This window comes from Stenotrophomonas sp. STEN029 (assembly GCF_056760015.1).
The window spans coordinates 1-18005 of sequence record NZ_JBRREC010000056.1 but is presented as its reverse complement, the minus strand read 5'-3'; the positions used below and the strand labels follow the sequence as shown (position 1 = coordinate 18005).

Sequence of the window (18005 nt, the reverse complement as noted above, 5' to 3'; positions counted from 1 at the left end):
GGGGTTATCTCAGTTGGATTCGGTTTTGCGCGCGGCTAGACGGTCGATGGCGGCGGCATAGCCGCCGGCACCGTGCTCGAGCGAACGCGCAACCCGACCGATGGTGGTGACGCTCACCCCGGTCAGGTCATAGATCTCGCGATAAGGCACACCCTTGCGCAGCAAGGGAACCACCCGCCAGCGGTCAGCCATGGCTTCCAGCTCAGCCGGCGTGCACAGATCGCGCAGGAAGGCCTGCACCTCCTGCGGCTTGTCCAGCGCAGCCAACGTACGCGCCAACGCCTTCAACGGGGCGTCGGATGGCTTTTCACGTTCGATGTCAGGGCGTGTCTTCATCATGTATCAATGTAATAGCGTGCTAATACATTAGTTCGAAACGCACCCCGAGTCAAACGACTCAACCGGCAGTGCCGAGCCATGCTCGGTAGAGGCTTTTCTGGCGATGCCCCTGCCGAGCGTGGCTCGGCACTACAGGTATAGCCACCTATGTGGGAGCGACGTGAGCCGCGAAGCCGGCGCCACATCCGTCGGTAAAAGGCTCACCCCTCCCCAGCCCCCCCCCCTTCGCTGTGCGAAAGGGATGGAGCGGATCTGTAGTGCCGAGCCTTGCTCGGCAGAGGCTTTCCCGGTGACGCTTCAGCCGAGCATGGCTCGGCTCTACAGGCGGCCCTGCCCTTGTGGGAGCGGCGTGAGCCGTGAAGCTTGCTTGGTATCCGTTGGGAAACAGCTCGCCCCCCCCCCCAACCCTCCCCTTCGCTGTGCGAAAGGGATGGAGCGGATCTGTAGTGCCGAGCCGTGCTCGGCAGAGGCTTTTCTGGCGATGCCCCAGCCGAGCATGGCTCGGCTCTACAGACAAAAAAAAGCCCCGCTATGCGGGGCTTTTCATCAGCGCGCCATCGCGCGGGTCTGTTCCAGCTCCACCTGGAGGGTAGAAGCCAATTCATCCCGGGCCACCTCGAACTGCTGCTCACGGAGCAGATCCTTCACCGCCACCACGCCGCGCGCCAGCTCGTCCTCACCGGCCAGCACCACGAAGCGGATGCCAGCCTTGGCCGCGTACTGGAACTGCTTGCCGATCTTCTTCGGCTCCATCTGCACTTCGGTATTGATACCGCCGGCCCGCAGGCGACGGGCGATATCCAACGACTGCGGCATCGCTGCCTCGTCCATCAACGCAACCATCGCGTGCACACTGCTTTCGGCGATTCCGTCGATAAGATTGGCCTCGCGCAGCTGCCAGAACAAACGGGTCAAGCCAATCGAGATACCAACGCCCGGCAACTTGGACTTGGTGTAGTGGCTGGCCAGGTCGTCATAACGGCCGCCCGAGCAGATCGAGCCGATCTGCGGGTGATCAACCAAGCTGGTCTCGTACACCGTACCGGTGTAGTAATCCAGCCCGCGGGCGATGGAGAAATTCAGGCAATACGCGGTTTCCGGCACGCCCAGCGCCTTCACCAGCTCCAGCACTTCACGCAATTCGGCTGCACCGGTACGCAGCGATTCGCTGGCCGAGTCGCCTGCAGCAGCCAACACCGCGTCGATCTGCGCCAACGCGTCCGCGTGCGAGCTCGAACGGACCTCGACGAAAGCCAGGATGCGTTCGACTGCCTCGGCGGGCAGGCCGAAATCGGGACCAACCAGGGTTTCACGCACATAGTCCGGACCACGCTTGTCGAGCTTGTCGACCTCGCGCAGCACCAGCGCCTGCTGCCCTGCATCCACAACGCCCTGCGCTTCGAAGAAACCACGCATCAGCTTGCGGTTGTTCAGCTGAACGGCGAAGTTGCCGATGCGCAGTTCCGAGAACACTGCGTAGATGACTGCCAGCACCTCCGCGTCGTAACGGATGCTCAACGTGTCCTTGCCGATCACATCGACGTCGCACTGGTAGAACTCGCGGAAGCGGCCACGCTGGGCACGTTCGCCACGGTAAACGCGCTGCATCTGGTAGCGACGGAACGGGAAACTCAGGTCGTGTTCGTGCTCGGCCACGTAACGGGCCAGCGGTACGGTCAGGTCGAAGCGCAGCGCCATCTCCGGCAGGCCGCCCTTGTCGGTCGATTCGGCAGCATTAGCCAGCGCACCGGTGGACTGCACGAAGTACACCTGGCGCTCGGTCTCGCCGCCGGACTTGGTCAGCAGCACATCGGACAGCTCGAACACCGGGGTTTCCACCGGCAGGAACCCGAAGCGCTCGTAGTTGCGGCGGATGACGTCCAGCATGCGCTGGAACGCGATCTGCTCGCGCGGCAACAATTCCATGATGCCGGGCGGGGTACGGGGCTTGATCACGGGCAAAACTCCTGCAACACAATAGGGGGAACGGTCGCCAATTCTAGCCGCACACCGCCCGTCTGGCCGCATGAAGTACAATTTGGGGCACCCTACCCCCCTGCTGTAGACATGTCCCGGCCAGCCCAAGGCACCGAGCAATACCCCGTTTCGTCTATTGGCCCCGAAGGCAATGGCGGGCGCGAGTGCCTGCAGTGCTCGGTCCGCCACCTGTCGGTGTGCTCGGCCCTGTCCTGTGATGAGGTACATGCGCTGGAGCAGATTACCGTCTCCACGCCAGTCGCCATGGGCACTACGCTGGCACGTGCCGGTGAGCCGCGCGCTTATGTCTATACAGTAACCGAGGGCGCGCTGCGCTTGGTGCGCACCCTGGCCGACGGCCGCCGCCAGGTGAACGGCTTCGTACTGCCGGGCGATTATCTGGGCCTGAGCGGCAGCGACCACCATCGCTACGATATCGAGGCGATTGCCGACAGCCGGGTCTGCCGGGTGCCGACCACGCAGATGCGCGATCTGCGCCAGCGTTACCCGCACCTGGAACGCAAGCTGCTGCAACGCGCCTGCCAGGAGCTGGACGCAGCTCAGGACAATGCACTTGCACTGGCCCGCCTGCAGCCGCCGGAGCGGCTGGCTGACTTCCTGCTGCGCCTGGCTGCCCGCGAGGCAACCTTGAATGGCCGCAGCAGCAACCGGGTCTCCTTGCCGATGGGCCGCGGCGATATCGCCGACCATCTTGGCCTGACCATGGAGACGGTGAGCCGTACCTTTACCAAGTTGCGCCAGCAGGGCCTGATCGCCCTGCCCCACCTGAATGTGGTGGAGATCCTGGATTTCGCCGAACTGCAACAGCTGGCCAACGACGAGTTCTGACGCTCCATCTGTAGAGCCGAGCCATGCTCGGCTGAGGCGTTATCAGTGACGCCCTTGCCGAGCATGGCTCGGCACTACATGAATAGACGCCGCCGCTCCTACAACCGGTTGTATCGGCAGAGCCTCTGCCGAGCATGGCTCGGCACTACCTCTTACAGCAGCTTTTCGCGCAGGGCCGGGTAATCCGGTGCGCAGGGTTCGGCGTGGGCGGGACGCTTCAACAGCTCAGCCAGCGCAGGCGGCACTTCGACTTCACGACCGATCAGCGGTTCGACCACCGATTCAAATTTAGCCGGGTGTGCGGTCGCTGCCACTGCCCAATGTTGATCCGACGCTGCACTGCCATTGGCACGCAGCTGCTCCAGGACCTGCACCGCCGTGGCAGTATGCGGACAGAACACTTCGCCATAGGCACCATAGCGGCGAGCGATGATCTCGCGGATGGTGGCATCGTCCACCGCCTGTGAGGTAAAGGCAGCGCGCAGTGCTGCATCATCGCCCTTGTACAGCCAGCGCAGTCGTTCGAAATTGCTCGGGGCACCCACGTCCATCGCATTGGCAAGCGTGGCGACGCTGGCCTTCGGCACGTAGTCACCGCCGTTGAAGTACTCAGGCAATACACGGTTGGCATTGGTCGCCAGCACGATACGCCCCAACGGCACACCCAGCGCCCGGGCCATCACTGCCGCCATCGCGTTGCCAAGGTTCCCGGTGGGAATGACGAAATTCAGCAGTGAACCATGCGCGGCCTGATGGCTCAGCGCCGCGTGTGCGTAATAGCTCATCTGCGGCAACAAGCGCCCCAGGCTGATGCTGTTGGCCGAGCTCAATGGCACCTGCGTCTGCAGATCGGTATCACCCAGCGCCTGCTTGGCCATGGCCTGGCAATCGTCGAACGACCCGGCCACGCGCAGTGCCCGGATATTGCCGCCCAGGCAGCCAAGCTGATGCGCCTGACGCGGCGATACGCGCCCATCCGGGTACAGCACCACGACCTGAAGGTTGGGCTGATTGTGGAAGGCTGCAGCGACAGCAGCACCGGTGTCGCCAGACGTTGCGACCACGATGGTCAGCGGACGCTCCTGCCCTGCACGCAAGCGCGACAGGCTCGCAGCAAGGAAGCGCGCACCGAAATCCTTGAACGCCGCAGTGGGACCGTGGAACAGCTCCAGCACATGATCGTTGCGGGTCGCCAAGGCCTGCAGTGGCGCCGGAAAGTCGAAGGCTTCGCTGCAGATCTTCGGTAATTCGGATGCCAGGGCGTCGTCAGCGAAGAATGGCTGCAGCAGCTCGGTAGCGGTCGCGGCGAGGGTATCGCCCAACTGCATGGTGCGTACTGCCGGCATAGTCTCGGGTACGTACAAGCCGCCATCGGGTGCCAGACCGGCGGCAATGGCCTGGCTCAGCGTAGCGGCGAGGGATGCGTTGCGGGTGGAGATGAAGTTCATTCGGAAATCCGCGAAATGGTTTGTGTGCTGCTCTGGACTCGAGACCCGCGCAAGGGTCCCCCTCACCCCAACCCCTCTCCCGATGGGAGAGGGGCTATCGGGCTTAGAGCAGTCTGGCGCCGGGGCTGTTGATCGGACTTACCCAGCTTTGGCTGTCGAAACCTGCCGCAGCGAAGGCTGCCTGCACCTTGGGCGCGGCAGCCAATGCAGCATCACGGTCTTCAAACCAGGCAAAGACACTGGGGCCTGCGCCGGAGATGCTTGCACCCATCGCGCCTGCAGCCAGAGCGGCGGCCTTGGCCGCGTCGAAGCCGACAATCAGGGGCGCACGCCGCGGCTCGACCAAAACATCGGCCAAGCCCGCCCTCACCAGGCCCGCATCGCCGGCATGGCAACCGGCCAGTACCAGGGCCAGATTGCTGCTCTGGGCGACAAACTCCTTCAATGCATAGCTGCCCTGCAACGCCTCCCGTGCGCGCCGCGTTTCCAGCAACGCCTCCGGATGCACCAGCAGGCTATGCCAATGCGCAGGCACCGGCACCGGCACCAATCGCTCCAAGGTAGAGAGCACCAAACCACCGAGGAACATCGGGCCAAGGTTGTCGCCGTGGCGGCTGCCACTGGCGACCGCTTCGCCTTCCAATGAGTACCGGTAAAGCTGCTCACGGCTCAGCGGCACATCGAGCAAGGCATTGGCAGCGATCAAGGCCGCCACACAGGACGCAGCCGAGCCGCCCATGCCCGAGCTCAGTGGTATGCCCTTGTCGATCTCCAGTTCGAAACCGAACGGCAGCGCCAGCGCCTCGCGCAAGGCAATCAGCGCCGCACCTGCGGTATTGCTGGGCGCATCCAGGGGCAACTCCACCGCCGAACCGCGAATAGCGACGATGCGCACTTCCGGCGCATCAATGCGACGTACCGTTACCGTGTCACCAACGTCAGGCACCGCATAGCCCAGCAGATCAAAGCCGACCGCCACATTGGCCACCGACGCCGGCGAGAATGCCCGCGCCTGGCGTGCCACGGAACTGTTCAACACGCCGCTCACAATCGCGCTCCCTCGCCAGCCGCCACTCGCAGCACATCGGCAAACACGCCGGCCGCCGTCACTTCCGGGCCAGCACCCGGGCCCTGCACCACCAGGGGGTTGTCGCAATAACGACGGGTGGTGAACTGCACCACGTTGTCGGTCAGGCGCAGGTTTGCGAAGGCATGCTCACCGGGCAGCTCCACAAGGCCAACGCTGGGCTGCTGCCCCGGTTTGAATTGGGCGACATAGCGCAGCACATTGCCACGCGCACGCGCATCGGCCAGGCGTTGCGCGAAGCCCGCGTCCACTTCATGCAGGCGTGCCATGAAATCGTCGACGCTCGCGCCCTGCAATGCAGCGGGCACCAGGCTTTCCACCGCCACGTCTTCCAGGCTCAACTCATACCCGGCTTCGCGGGCGAGGATCACCAGCTTGCGGGCCACATCCACGCCGGACAGGTCGTCACGCGGGTCCGGCTCGGTGTAGCCCATGCCACGCGCCTGCGTGACCAGCTCGGAGAACGGCACGCTGCCATCGTATTTGTTGAACAACCAGGCCAGCGTGCCGGAGAAAATGCCGGCGATCGCCGTCACGTCATCACCAGTATCGACCAGATCGCGCAGCGTGGTGATCACCGGCAGACCCGCGCCCACCGTGGCTTCGTAGCGGAAGCGTGCGCCGGTAGACGCCGCCGCCTCGCGGATCGCCTGGTAGCGTGCCAGGGGACCGGAGCCTGCCTGCTTGTTCGGGGTGACCACATGGATGCCGGCGGCCAACCAGCCGGCATAGCGATCGGCGACTTCGGCACTGCCACTGCAATCGATGATCAGCGTATGCGGCAGACGCGCCGACAACAGGTGCTCGGTGAACAGATCAAGATCATTCGGCAGCGCTGCCGAGTCGAATGCGGCCTTCCAGTTGCCGTGCATGCCACGCTGGTCGAGCACCATGCGGTTGCGCGAGGCGACCGCACGCAGGCGCAGATCCAGCTTGGCCCTGGCTAGCAGCGCCGCTTCGGACGCATACAACTGCTCAAGCAAGGCTGCACCGACATTGCCCGGCCCGATCACGCCGACCGAGAAGGTCTGTGGCGACAACCAGAAGCCGGCGTGCGCGGCGCGCAGCGCCTTGGTCGCATCGCAGGCTTCGATCGCGACCGAGATATTGCGTTCGGACGAGCCCTGCGCGATGGCCAGGATATTGACCTGTGCGCGACCCAGCGATTCGAACAGACGTGCGGCAACGCCCGGCTGGCCGGCCATGCCATCACCCACCGCTGCAAGCACGCTCACCCCGCTGGTGAGCTGCACGCGCTGCACCTGGCCCGCTGCCAACTCGTGCGAGAACGCCTGGGTCAGTGCGTCACGGGCGAACTCCGCCTCGGCCTGTTTCACCACGCAGCAGATCGAATGTTCCGAGGAACCCTGCGAGATCATCACCACCGACACATGTGCGTTGCGCAGCGCCGAGAACACGCGTTCGGCGGTACCTGGCACACCGATCAGGCCGGTACCTTCGACATTCAATACCGCAAGGTCCGCACTCAGGGTCAGGCCCTTGATCGGACCACCGCTGGAGCTATCGGCGGTGATGCGGGTACCCGGATGATCCGGATGGAAGGTGTTGCGGATTATGATCGGCAGACCGCGCTCGATGGCCGGCGACATGGTCTGCGGATGCACCACCTTGGCACCGAAGTAAGCCAGTTCGCAGGCTTCGTCATAGCTCAGTGCGTCCAGCTGCACTGCTTCCGGAACTACCCGCGGGTCAGCCGAGAGCACGCCATCGACGTCGGTCCAGATATGCAGTTCGTCGGCGGCAAACAAGGCGGCAAAGATGGCGCCGGAGAAATCACTGCCATTGCGCCCCAAGGTGGTGATGTTGCCCTTGCGGTCGCGGGCGACAAAACCGGTAACCACCAGCCGCTGCGCCGGGTGCGACTCGCGCCACAACGCCAGCTTGGCAGCGCTGGACTTCCAATCGACATCAACGCCAAGCTCGCCATGGTTGACCACCAGGACGTCGCGCGCATCCAGGATGTCGGCGTCTTCGCCCAGGGCCTGCAGGTGGTGACCCAACAGGTGGGCCGAAAACACTTCGCCCAGGCCCTGCACGCGGTCCAGCACTTCCTGGGGTAACTCACCAATCACGGCCAACGCCGCCAGAATCTCGCGCAGACGCTCGAAACGCGCATCCAGCCATTCGATGGTCAGCCCGGAGTGCTCTCCCAGCAGCGCCACGGCGGCACCACGATGGCGCGCCCGCAACTCATGCCAGCGCTCATCCCAGGCCGGGTCCGCTGCTGCCGCAGCCTTGGCCAGGCCGATCAACGCATCGGTCACGCCCTTCATCGCCGACACCACGGTCACCTGCACGGTCTCGTCGCGGGCCAGCAACAGCTGCGCCACATGACGGTAACGCTCGGCATCGGCGACCGACGTGCCGCCGAATTTGTGCACCACGGTGCGAACGGCAGCGTTCGCGGCGGAATCGGCGGGAGAAGCAGCAACTGACGACATCGGAAGAACCTCGGCTGGAGGCCCCGACACGCATCTTGATGGGGTTCCCCCGCATCCTGATCCGGGTGCGGGGCCGTGGTTTTCGGAAATTACGCGAAGACGACGGGCCGCACCGGGCTAATGGTGACGGTAATAGTGGCGGTGGTAATGGCGCCGCCGGAAGGCGACTGCAGGAGGCTGACGAGGGGCTGCGGGCTGTTCATGGCCTTCAAGAGACAACAGCCGGGATCAGGCTGTCAAGTGCTGCGTTGCAAAAACACAGACAAAGGCAACGTCGCCAAACCTGCAGCTAAAAGTTGCAAATGTCATCAAGCGCGAACGTCGCGCATTTATCCGACAAGCAGCGCGCAACAGCTGCGTCACAGCCGCGGGCGCTGCCTGCGGACCTTGCCGACCTACTACCGTCCGCAAGCAATCGAAAGCAGCATCGCAGTCAGGCTTTCGCCACCTGACTGCGCAGGATTCTCAGGCCGAAGCTGCCTCTACCGCCTTCGGCCGGTGCGCCGCAGCGCTCCAGACCACGCCGGCCAGAAGACAGAGCGCAGCAACAATCTCGATTGCCACTGGCCAGCGCTGCTGCCACAGGAAGCCGTAGAGCAGCCCGAACAAGGTCTCGAACACGATCATCTGCCCACCCAGGGTCAGTGGCAGGGCTCGGCTTGCGCGGTTCCAGCAGGCATTGCCCAGTATGGAAGCAAACACCGCCACTGCAGCGGCCATCGCCCAGAAGCCCGCCCATTCACGTCCCGAATGCCCTGCTGCGCTGTCGGCAAAGGCGACCGGTGCCAGCAGCAAGGCCAGGCCCCCGGTCGCCACGCCGGTCAGCAGCGACCAATCATGCCCGGACACACCGGGAACCCTGGCCAACCAGCGGGTATTCCCCACCGAATAAGCGGTCCAGGACAACAGCGCACCAACCCCACACAGCAACCCGATCAGTCGCTGCACCGTAGTGGCCTGCACATGTGTCGAGGCGATGGCCTGGTAGCCCATCAAGACCACGCCTGCCACACATAGAAGCAGGGCTGGCGCCAGCCGCGACAGCGGCACCGCCCCCGGTTCACGCGCCCCCACCACGGCGACCAGCACAGGCACCATGCCGACGATCAACGCCGCCGCACCACCGCCACTCCACTGCACGCAGATGGACAGCAGCACGAAATAGACAAGATTGCCCAGCAGGCTCAACCAGGTCAGCGCCTTCCAGTCCGCCTTGCCGATATGCGCCCGCAACGCTGGCCAACGTGGCACCAGCAAGATCACCGCAACCAGTCCATAAATGAGATAGCGCGCCGCAGCCAGCTGTAGCGGTGAAAAGTCCGCCAGCACAGCTGGCGCAAGGAACACCAGACCCCACAGCGCACCCGAAGCCACGCCGTTGCCAATTCCGAACAACATCCGCTCTTTCATCAACCCACCCGACGTTCAGACACAACACCAGCATCCAAGTGCCAGCCTGCCCAGTATTGTCCCAAGCTACGCGATGCTGTGCTCAAACTACGCGTCAAGGCTCCGCCTATACCGCCCGGGGGTAATCCCCCGCGAGCGGCGCATCGCGCGGGTCAATGAACTCTGGTCGGAGAAGCCGGCCTGCTGGGCAATCTGTGCGACCGACTGCTTGCCCTCGGCTAGCTGACACTGCGCCCATTGCAGGCGCTGTTGCTGCAACCATTGCCCCGGCGTGAGGCCAAATCGCCGTTTGAACGCACCATGCAGCGTGGTCAACCCCATACCAGCCACCTTCGCCATCCGCCCTAGCGGCCACGCCTGCCCTGGCGTGGCGCGGATCTGCTCACACACACGCCGCAAGCCAGCACTGTCGTCCGCTTAGGCGCGTTGCTTAGCAAACAGGCTATCCAGCAACAACGGCAATACATGCATGGCGACAGCGGCGTCCACCACGTCCTGGCTACCCGCGCTGATATCTACGAATTCGAGCAAACTGCGCGCCGCCGCCGATACAGCCAGAAATGGGCGTGTCCGCCCCTGATCCACCTGGGACCGCTCCAACAGCGCACTGTCACAGTCCACGATCAGAAACCGGTTTTGCCCACTACCGGCCTGTACATGGACCGCGCCCGGGACAATCAGCGCCCCCTGCGAGACGTCCAAACGACCGCCCCGCCCATCGATATCCAACTCCAGGCTGCCACGTAGCGGCAACACCAGCTGCAGATGGTCATGGCTATGCGAATGGCCCAGCGGACCATAGCTACGGAAATTCAAGGCTTCACCGCACTGCATCGGCATGAACACCAGGGACTGGCTGGCGCTTGCAGCGGGCACCGCAAGCTGCGCGGAAAGATGGTGACCCCGACACGATTCGAACGTGCGACCTGTCCCTTAGGAGGGGACCGCTCTATCCAGCTGAGCTACGGAGTCAAAAGACGGAGGCCAAGATTACAGGCAAGCGCCGCCCCCAGCCAGCACTTCCCGCCCAACGATGAAGCACAGACCGGTCGGCGCCGCGCCAGGAAGCATCTCCAGCGCTAAATCCTCGCGTTTTTCACCTTGAACCGCTCCCCGCCCGATCTGCTTCACGCCAGCTTCTTCCCTGTGCACGCCAACCGAAAGGAGGGCAGGCTGCGCAGGGCTCAGGCAACCGAAAACCACAGGGAAATTTCAGACAAAGCCTAGTCCAAGCTGCCCGGCTGCCTCCCTACAATTTCTGTGGTCGTCTACAAGCCGCATCAGCGCGCCCCTCCCAACAGATGCCCTGGAGCCGCGCGTGCCCCTCCGGCCCGCCGGCAGTCGCACAACCCCAATCGCAGCCGCTTCCAGCGGAAGATGAGAACCAGCAATGAAGAAATCTTTTTACGCACTGACCCTCGCCGCGCTGTCCTTCCCGGCAATCGCCCAGGATCCGCCGGCGTTTGAACAGCCCGCCATTGTCACCCAGGAAGCCGCTGCACCCGAACAAGCCGAAGTTGAAGCCCCGGCGCAGCAGGAGATGCCCAGCGTCTCCGACGCCGTCGCAACCGACGAAACCGCCACACATGGTGAACTGGGCCTGCACGAAGGCGAGTACAGCACCGAACTGGCAGGCGCCGAAGAAGCTGGTTCCACGGCCCGAGGCGCCCTGAGCCGCGGCGTGAAGATTGGCGCTGGTATCGCAGCTGGCGCACTGGTCTATGCACTGGTCTCCAACAACGACGATGGCAACAGCGGTAGCACGAAGACTCCGGGCCCCACTGGCACCAAGTAACTCATCAACGGCATCTGCCACCACCTCTTGCCAGCCATCTCGCTGGTGAGAGGTTATTAGTGCCCGCCCGGGCGAGGAATAAGAAATGAACTGCAAGCGTCTTGTCGCCCCCTTGGCGCTCGCGTTGTCACTCACCGGCTGCGTGCTCGCGCCGGGCCAGCACGTGCGTAGCAATACGCTGGCGCAAGGTAGTCAATCCGTCACCGATGGCCAGATAGAACTACTGCCGATCACCCCAAAACTGATCGCAATGGAACGCGCCACACGCGACGTCGACACACTGCCAGCTGCACTGGTCAACTACCGGCCTGGTCCGTATAGGATCGGCGCCGGCGACATGCTCTACATCACGGTGTGGGACCACCCCGAACTCACGGTTCCGGCCGGCCCGCAGCAGCAACTGAATGCAGCCGGCCGTCTGGTGCAATCCGATGGCACATTGTTCTACCCGTACATCGGCAAAGTGAGCGCGGAAGGCAAGACACCGAGCGAATTGCGCGATGAACTCACTACCAAACTGGCGCGCTACATCGAAGCACCGCAGGTCGATGTATCCATGCTCAGCTATTCCAGCCAGCGCGTCTGGGTAACGGGTGCCTCGCGCCAAGCAGCAACCATTCCGCTGACGGTTTCACCGCTGACCCTGAGTGATGCAATCAGCCAATCCGGCTTGGACCCGATGCAAGCGGATCTGTCCGGTGTACGTATCAGCCGCGACGGCGTGAGCTACACCATCGATCTGGAGCTGATGGGCCGTACTGGCGGCAGCACCACTATTTTCCTGAAGGCAGACGATCAGATCCACGTTCCCCATCTGGATCGCAAGGAGGTCTTCGTCGTCGGCGAGGTCAAAGGCGACGCGCTGTTGCCGATACGGGTCGGGCACTTCGGAGTTGTCCCAGCGGCCCAGCAGAAAGGTCTTTCCACTAACCTGCGGCACCTCGCGCGCGATCTGCGCAAGGTGTGCCCGTTCCATGACCAGAATCAGATCAGCCGCGCCGAGTGTTGACGGCGTCACCTGCCTGGCCCTGTGTGCATCAGCATCGTGTCCATGCTCACGCAGCAAGACCGCAGCCGTCGGGTCGATGGGATGCCCGACCAGTGCATGTATACCGGCTGCAGTTCAATGACTTGCAGTTATCGGTGAACTACTGGCGATTGATCGCGATCACGATGCTGCTCGGTCTTCTCGTGCTCAGCCTGTCTTCCCTCTACTCCAGCTGGCGCGGGCGCAGCCTGCTGGCAGAGTTGGTTCAGATTCTGCTGAAGTGGGCAGTCATTTTTGGTTGCTTGTTTGCCTACGTTGGCGCGATCAAGCTCACTGATGCTCAGGCGACTGCCTGGGTAGGAAGCTGGTTCTTGCTGAGCTTGACGTCCGTGTCTGTGCTGCGCCTTCTGATTCGAGCCACGGCCGCTTGGGCGCGCGCGCGCGGCAACGATCTGCGCACGGCAGTAATCGTCGGCGCCACGGCGGACACACAGAAAATCATCACCACACTGCGCGACAACAGTTGGGCCGGCATCACCATCAACGGCTGGTTCTCTACGCGATCTGATCGTTGTGTGATCGATAAATCAACGGCCCTACTCGGCACCCTGAGCGACCTTGGGCGATACGTTGAGAACAATGCGATCGACCAGGTTTGGATTGCGCTGCCAATGCGTGATGAAGCGCAAATCACACTGGCACTGAATCAGCTGCAGCACTCCACGGTCGACATCAAGTTCGTTCCCGATATGTTCGGCTTCCACCTGCTCAATCATTCCATTGAGCAACTCGCCGGCCTGCCGGTGATCAACCTGCAGCAGACGCCTCTGCAAGGTAACGCCCGCGTACTCAAGGCGCTGGAAGACCGTCTACTGGCCGCGTTGATCCTGCTGATGATATTCCCACTGATGCTGACGATAGCGATCGCAGTGAAACTGAGCTCGCCCGGACCCGTCTTCTACCGCCAGGAGCGCATGAGCTGGAACAACAAAACCTTCCAGATGCTCAAGTTCCGCTCTATGCCGGTGGATGCAGAAACCGGCAGCGGCGCGGTATGGGCGAAGGCAGGCGAGAACCGCGCCACCAAGGTGGGCGCGTTCCTGCGAAAGACCAGCCTTGACGAGCTTCCGCAATTTTTGAACGTACTGCTTGGCGATATGTCCATCGTAGGCCCACGTCCCGAGCGACCGGTATTCGTGCATCAGTTCAAGCACGAAATTCCGTCCTACATGAAAAAGCATATGGTCAAAGCAGGCATCACTGGCTGGGCCCAGGTCAATGGCTGGCGTGGCTCCACCGACCTCAATAAGCGCATTGAGTGTGATCTGTTTTATATCGAGAACTGGTCGCTCTGGTTTGACCTGAAGGTGATAGTTCTGACGCTATTCAAAGGTTTCGTTCACAGAAATGCGTACTGATCCCTGCAGGCCATCAGAGCGGATTGTCGAAAATCCAGGAAGAAGGCGCTCACCGACCGAGATTGCAGCCGTCAGCGTTGCAAACGCTGGTAATCGCTCATGAATACGCCTCTTCCAGCTGGTCAGCCTAGCCCCAACAACGAAGATCAATCGCCGCTCGGTGGCAGCCTCAGCACCCTGCAGCGGACAATGTTGAAACTCGCTGGCGGCAACGCTGTGGGAAAACTGGCAGCACTGCTCGCGATACCGGTCATTGCGCGCGTTTACTCACCCGATCATCTCGGAATGCTGGCAGCTTTCGCAGCCATCGTGGCCCTGACAGCCACGCTATCCACCCTGCGTTACGTCTGCGCGATACCGCTCCCCCTGCGCGACTCGACGGCGCTGACGGTGACCTGCCTGGCCCTGCTTATCCTGACAATCTACACGCCGGTGGCGACCGCCATCACCTACTTCTTTGGACCAGCGATACTGCAATGCACCTCGCTTGATGCGCTCAGGCCGTACCTGCCGTTGATCATTGTCGGAACGGTACTTACTGCCTGTCACGAGATACTGACCTTGTGGGCGACCCGCAAGCAGAAGTTCGGTCAACTCGCCCTGAGTCAGGCCCAGCAGGGGCTGGCTGGCAGCATCGCCAAGACGGCCTTGGGCGCCCTGCAGCTCAAGCCGGTCGGCTTGTTGCTCGGGCATCTACTGCAGCTTGCTGGCGGAAACACGCCACTACTCAAGGTGTTTTCGAAGGTAGCCAAAAGAAATTTCCGCCACGTCCGGAGATCGAGAATCGGACTTATTGCGGCCTACTTCAGTGAGATGCCCCGTTATCAACTCACGTCTCAGTTCCTGACCATGGCGACCATCCATGCCCCTGCCCTGCTTGCACCCAAGGTATTTGGCCTGACTGGCGCCGGCCAGCTTGCACTTGCACTTACAGCACTATCACTGCCGATAAACCTGCTCGCCAACTCGATGGGCAATGTTTACCTCGCAAAGATTTCCGCAATCGGGCGCAAGCACCCCAACCAGATCATGGCAATCACGAACGAGGTCACCCAAACCCTGGTGGCACTGGTCTGCCTGCCAACGCTGGCCCTGCTGCTGGCAGGCCCATGGCTGTTCGATCTCGTCTTCAGCTCAACCTGGAGAACAGCAGGCGAAATAGCACAAATCCTTTCCTTGAGCATGGCGTTTCAATTCGTTTGCGCGCCGGTCACACATGCCCTGAGTGTACTTAGAGCCCAGCATCTTCTCCTCCGTCTCAACGCCACGAGGTTCCTGATCGTGATTGGCGTTTTTGGCAGTGCTGACCTGCTCGGATGGCCTATCAAGCACGCAACAGGCCTGTACTCCGCGTTGCTCTGCGTGCACTACCTGCTCAGCCATATCTGCATGGTGAAGCTGATCAGGAAGCACATGCGCGCTCGGGCCAACAGCCTACATCTCTGCTGACCCAATCGCCTTATGTCCGCCAACAGAAAACAAAAAAGCATCTGCCATGTGGTTGAAGCAACTGCCACCGGCACCCTGTCCATGGTTTCGCTGCTGTCAAAACTGCAGGCCGAGCATGGCCATTCGCTTACCATTATCTATTCGCGAAGGCCGGAGACACCCGATAACATCGAGTCACACTTCCCGGCCAATGCCAGCCTGCATTGCATTCCGATGCACGGACTTCGCCGCTGGCCACGCGCGGTATCGACACTGCGTTCTACACTGGCTGTGCTGGAGCCAGATGCGATCTTCCTGCACTCCTCCTTCGCTGGCTTCCTCGGCAGAATTGCAACTGTTGGAATACTTGAAAGCTGCCGCATTTTCTACGTTCCGCATTGCATATCATTCATGCGCCGCGACATCAACGCAGCGAAGCGCGCTGCCTTCATTGCACTGGAAAAGGTTGCGGGAGTCCGCACTGCCAGCTATGTCGCATGCTCGAACAGCGAGCTCGTCTGCATACGAAAGAACCTGCCAAAAAGTCATTGTTTGCTGGTGGAGAACGCAATCCCAGCAGGCTGGAAAAAGAACTCAGCTATAGGAACGCACCCGCTCACTGTCATCAACTCCGGCCAGATCAGGCCGCAGAAGAATCCAGCGCTGTTCGCAGAAATAGCTCAAAAGTCACGGTTGGAAGGTTTGCCAATCAATTTCTTATGGTTAGGCGACGGTGAACCGAGTTTGCGCGGAAAACTTGAAGCAAGTGGCGTTGACGTCACCGGCTGGCGAACCCGCGACCAGGTGATTGAAGCGCTCTCGTCGGCATCCGCGTTCCTGTCCACATCGCTTTGGGAAGGGCTTCCTGTTGCCCTGATTGAAGCACAGATGACGGGTGTACCTACCATTGCCAGCGCCTGCCCTGGCAACCTGGATTGCATCGATCACGGCACAACCGGCTGGCTTTACCAAAGTGCTGATGAAGCAATCAAGCTTCTATGTGACCTTGTAGAGAACCCTGCTCGGCACGCTGCTGTCGCGGAACATGCCTTGCAAACAGCGAGCCAGCGATTTGGCTCCGACCGCTATGGCCGGGAGATGGAAGATCTTCTCAATGCGAACCCCTAGCCCCGAAAGAAGGAGCACAGCGCCCTGGCTTAGTCTCAGTCTTGTGTGCTTCACACTGATTACTTTCAGCTACCGCGCGGCCATTCTTTCGGCGACATTCTTCGCCATTCATATCATCACCGCACGCCCGCTACCCAAGCCGCACCTGAACTCCCAGCTGGTCATTTCCTATCTGGTAACCAATGCCTTGGTCGCCGCGTTCAGCGTGCGCGGTGATATCCATCCGCCTTATCTCCTGAAGTATCTTGGAATATCAAGCATGTTCTGGGCATTCCTTGCCTATGCCCCAAGCATCGGCACGGCCCAGATAGCACGTGCTACGCGCCAGTTCATTTTCATGCACGCCGCCTTCTTTTCCGCCCAGCTCGGCTATCACGCAGTCACTGGCGAACTATTGGATTTCAATAATTTTGTTCGCGAGGAGTATGCATTGACGATCTCAACCAGTCGCTCACTGGATGGGCTTGGAATTGGCATACGCGCGAGCGGTCTGTTCTCGGAGCCATCGTTCTACAGCATGTCAGTGTTTCCGATCACAATGCTACTCTGCCTTCACGAGCGCCGACTCTCGTTTGCCGTGGCAGCAGGAACGCTCACCTCGTTCCTCAGTCTATCGGTAGCCGGAATGGCGATCACTGCTGCCGGGACGCTCCTGTTCCTGATTTTCTGCCGAGGCCAGCACTTCATCAAGCTCGCGCTCATCGGCATCATGATCGCATTGCTTCCGCTCAGCATGACGGTATACGAACGAAGGGTTGTCGACTCGGTTGACTACGACGCCGTCGCATCAAGGCTTCTTGTCATCGAACACATGAAGTCACAGCCATTGATGAATACCTTGCTAGGCAACGGGATGCTGTGGAATGAGAACGAGCCCATTGGATGGACGGGGCTGTCGGGCTACCACGTCAGGGATTCCTCTTTCTATGTCTACCTTCTCTTCACAACCGGGGTGGCGGGACTTGCTTTCTTCATCTTGGCAATGGCCACCGTACTCCGTCGCCACCCTCGCCTTTTGACAGCGACCCTTGTGGCGCTGCTTTTCAAGTACGGCGTACTCGTCTCCTCGCTCTGGATGCTGCTGGCGCTTGCCATCGTATATGGCAGCGAGCGCTCGAATTCCAATCATCCAAGCTGACTCCAGATCACCATCATGCACAGCATCTATCTCGTCGACTATCGCAAATCCGGCGATTTCTTCAAACGACTCATCGCCGCGGATCCGTCGAGATCACATCACATTATCAGCACCGTGCATTCCGTTTGCGCTCCAAGTGAAAACACAGCTGAGATGACTTACATCCATTCGCTATCTGCCAAGAGCGGCCGCAAGACCTACGACTTTTCCAGGACAAGAGAAATCGCGCTTGGTTGTCTTTCGACACGTCGGTGCCTGCATCTTCTCCGGTCGGTCGAGAGGGCGCTGACGGACTCTCTGGAAAGCCATGCCACCAGCGCAAGCGAGACAACGATATTTGTCTGGAACGGCGCTACTGTCATGGGCGAAGCCGCGCGGCAGTTCCAGCGGGACAGTGGCTGCAATGTGGTTTTCATGGAGCTATCAAACTGAATCGCCCAGGATTTCGTAGACACCTCGCAGCCATAAACTATGGCTTAGGCGGAGGTGGTTATGAGCACGAAACGTTATACGGATGAGTTCAAGATCGAGGCGGTTC

Annotated in this window: 15 protein-coding genes, 1 tRNA gene and 2 pseudogenes; 8 read left to right on the top strand and 10 right to left on the bottom strand. The window is 61.3% G+C overall.

The window, feature by feature from the left end; all coding sequences use genetic code 11:
* Nucleotides 1-9 precede the first annotated feature (9 nt).
* Together ACVOLI_RS12945 and hisS are read right to left on the bottom strand one after the other, a co-directional pair.
* Nucleotides 10-336, bottom strand: a complete 327-nt coding sequence (locus ACVOLI_RS12945) for a YerC/YecD family TrpR-related protein (RefSeq protein WP_282272342.1) — start codon at nucleotides 334-336, stop codon at nucleotides 10-12.
* A 549-nt stretch (nucleotides 337-885) separates the two neighbouring features.
* A complete protein-coding gene (gene hisS / locus ACVOLI_RS12940) occupies nucleotides 886-2295 on the bottom strand; it encodes a histidine--tRNA ligase (protein WP_481614723.1) in 1410 nt (469 codons plus the stop codon).
* A 111-nt stretch (nucleotides 2296-2406) separates the two neighbouring features.
* Here hisS and ACVOLI_RS12935 point away from each other — a divergent pair, with 111 nt between their 5' ends.
* Nucleotides 2407-3165, top strand: a complete 759-nt coding sequence (locus tag ACVOLI_RS12935; protein WP_481614722.1) for a Crp/Fnr family transcriptional regulator — start codon at nucleotides 2407-2409, stop codon at nucleotides 3163-3165.
* A gap of 152 nt (nucleotides 3166-3317) precedes the next feature.
* Here the strand turns inward: ACVOLI_RS12935 and thrC are convergent, their stop codons facing one another.
* From thrC to ACVOLI_RS12900, 7 genes are all read right to left on the bottom strand, one after another.
* A complete protein-coding gene (gene thrC / locus ACVOLI_RS12930) occupies nucleotides 3318-4613 on the bottom strand; it encodes a threonine synthase (RefSeq protein ID WP_481614721.1) in 1296 nt (431 codons plus the stop codon).
* 103 nt (nucleotides 4614-4716) lie between these two features.
* Entirely contained in the window at nucleotides 4717-5652 is a 936-nt protein-coding gene (locus ACVOLI_RS12925; protein ID WP_481614720.1) for a homoserine kinase, read from the bottom strand.
* Nucleotides 5653-5657: 5 nt separating this feature from the next.
* Entirely contained in the window at nucleotides 5658-8162 is a 2505-nt protein-coding gene (gene thrA, locus ACVOLI_RS12920) for a bifunctional aspartate kinase/homoserine dehydrogenase I (RefSeq protein WP_481614719.1), read from the bottom strand.
* Between the two features lie 465 nt (nucleotides 8163-8627).
* Nucleotides 8628-9572: a DMT family transporter gene (locus ACVOLI_RS12915; protein ID WP_481614718.1), complete on the bottom strand. Its 945-nt coding sequence runs from the start codon at nucleotides 9570-9572 to the stop codon at nucleotides 8628-8630.
* An 87-nt stretch (nucleotides 9573-9659) separates the two neighbouring features.
* The gene (locus ACVOLI_RS12910; protein WP_481614734.1) at nucleotides 9660-9962 is read right to left on the bottom strand and encodes a helix-turn-helix domain-containing protein; all 303 of its coding nucleotides are present in this window, start codon (nucleotides 9960-9962) and stop codon (nucleotides 9660-9662) included.
* A gap of 27 nt (nucleotides 9963-9989) precedes the next feature.
* Nucleotides 9990-10448: a cupin domain-containing protein gene (locus ACVOLI_RS12905; protein ID WP_481614717.1), complete on the bottom strand. Its 459-nt coding sequence runs from the start codon at nucleotides 10446-10448 to the stop codon at nucleotides 9990-9992.
* A 19-nt stretch (nucleotides 10449-10467) separates the two neighbouring features.
* A tRNA-Arg gene (locus ACVOLI_RS12900) sits at nucleotides 10468-10544 on the bottom strand.
* A gap of 418 nt (nucleotides 10545-10962) precedes the next feature.
* Here ACVOLI_RS12900 and ACVOLI_RS12895 point away from each other — a divergent pair.
* Complete coding sequence (locus ACVOLI_RS12895) at nucleotides 10963-11367, top strand: hypothetical protein (RefSeq protein ID WP_481614716.1); 405 nt, start codon at nucleotides 10963-10965, stop codon at nucleotides 11365-11367.
* Nucleotides 11368-11452: 85 nt separating this feature from the next.
* A pseudogene (locus ACVOLI_RS12890) lies at nucleotides 11453-12163 on the top strand (polysaccharide biosynthesis/export family protein); the annotation flags it as partial.
* A 114-nt stretch (nucleotides 12164-12277) separates the two neighbouring features.
* On the opposite strand, the pseudogene ACVOLI_RS12885 reads toward ACVOLI_RS12890, so the two are convergent.
* Nucleotides 12278-12433: pseudogene (locus ACVOLI_RS12885) on the bottom strand (arsenate reductase/protein-tyrosine-phosphatase family protein); the annotation flags it as partial.
* Nucleotides 12434-12510: 77 nt separating this feature from the next.
* Here ACVOLI_RS12885 and ACVOLI_RS12880 point away from each other — a divergent pair.
* The 5 genes from ACVOLI_RS12880 (at nucleotide 12511) to ACVOLI_RS12860 (ending at nucleotide 17899) form a co-directional block, all read left to right on the top strand.
* Nucleotides 12511-13773, top strand: coding sequence for an undecaprenyl-phosphate glucose phosphotransferase (locus tag ACVOLI_RS12880; RefSeq protein WP_481614715.1), 1263 nt, complete (start codon nucleotides 12511-12513; stop codon nucleotides 13771-13773).
* Nucleotides 13774-13872: 99 nt separating this feature from the next.
* On the top strand, nucleotides 13873-15222 hold the full coding sequence (locus ACVOLI_RS12875) for a lipopolysaccharide biosynthesis protein (protein ID WP_481614714.1): 1350 nt from the start codon (nucleotides 13873-13875) through the stop codon (nucleotides 15220-15222).
* Between the two features lie 12 nt (nucleotides 15223-15234).
* Complete coding sequence (locus ACVOLI_RS12870; RefSeq protein WP_481614713.1) at nucleotides 15235-16329, top strand: glycosyltransferase; 1095 nt, start codon at nucleotides 15235-15237, stop codon at nucleotides 16327-16329.
* On the top strand, nucleotides 16316-17467 hold the full coding sequence (locus tag ACVOLI_RS12865; protein ID WP_481614712.1) for a hypothetical protein: 1152 nt from the start codon (nucleotides 16316-16318) through the stop codon (nucleotides 17465-17467). The genes ACVOLI_RS12870 and ACVOLI_RS12865 overlap by 14 nt, the downstream gene beginning before the upstream one ends.
* Nucleotides 17468-17482: 15 nt before the next feature.
* Nucleotides 17483-17899: a hypothetical protein gene (locus ACVOLI_RS12860; RefSeq protein ID WP_481614711.1), complete on the top strand. Its 417-nt coding sequence runs from the start codon at nucleotides 17483-17485 to the stop codon at nucleotides 17897-17899.
* The last annotated feature ends 106 nt before the right edge of the window (nucleotides 17900-18005 follow it).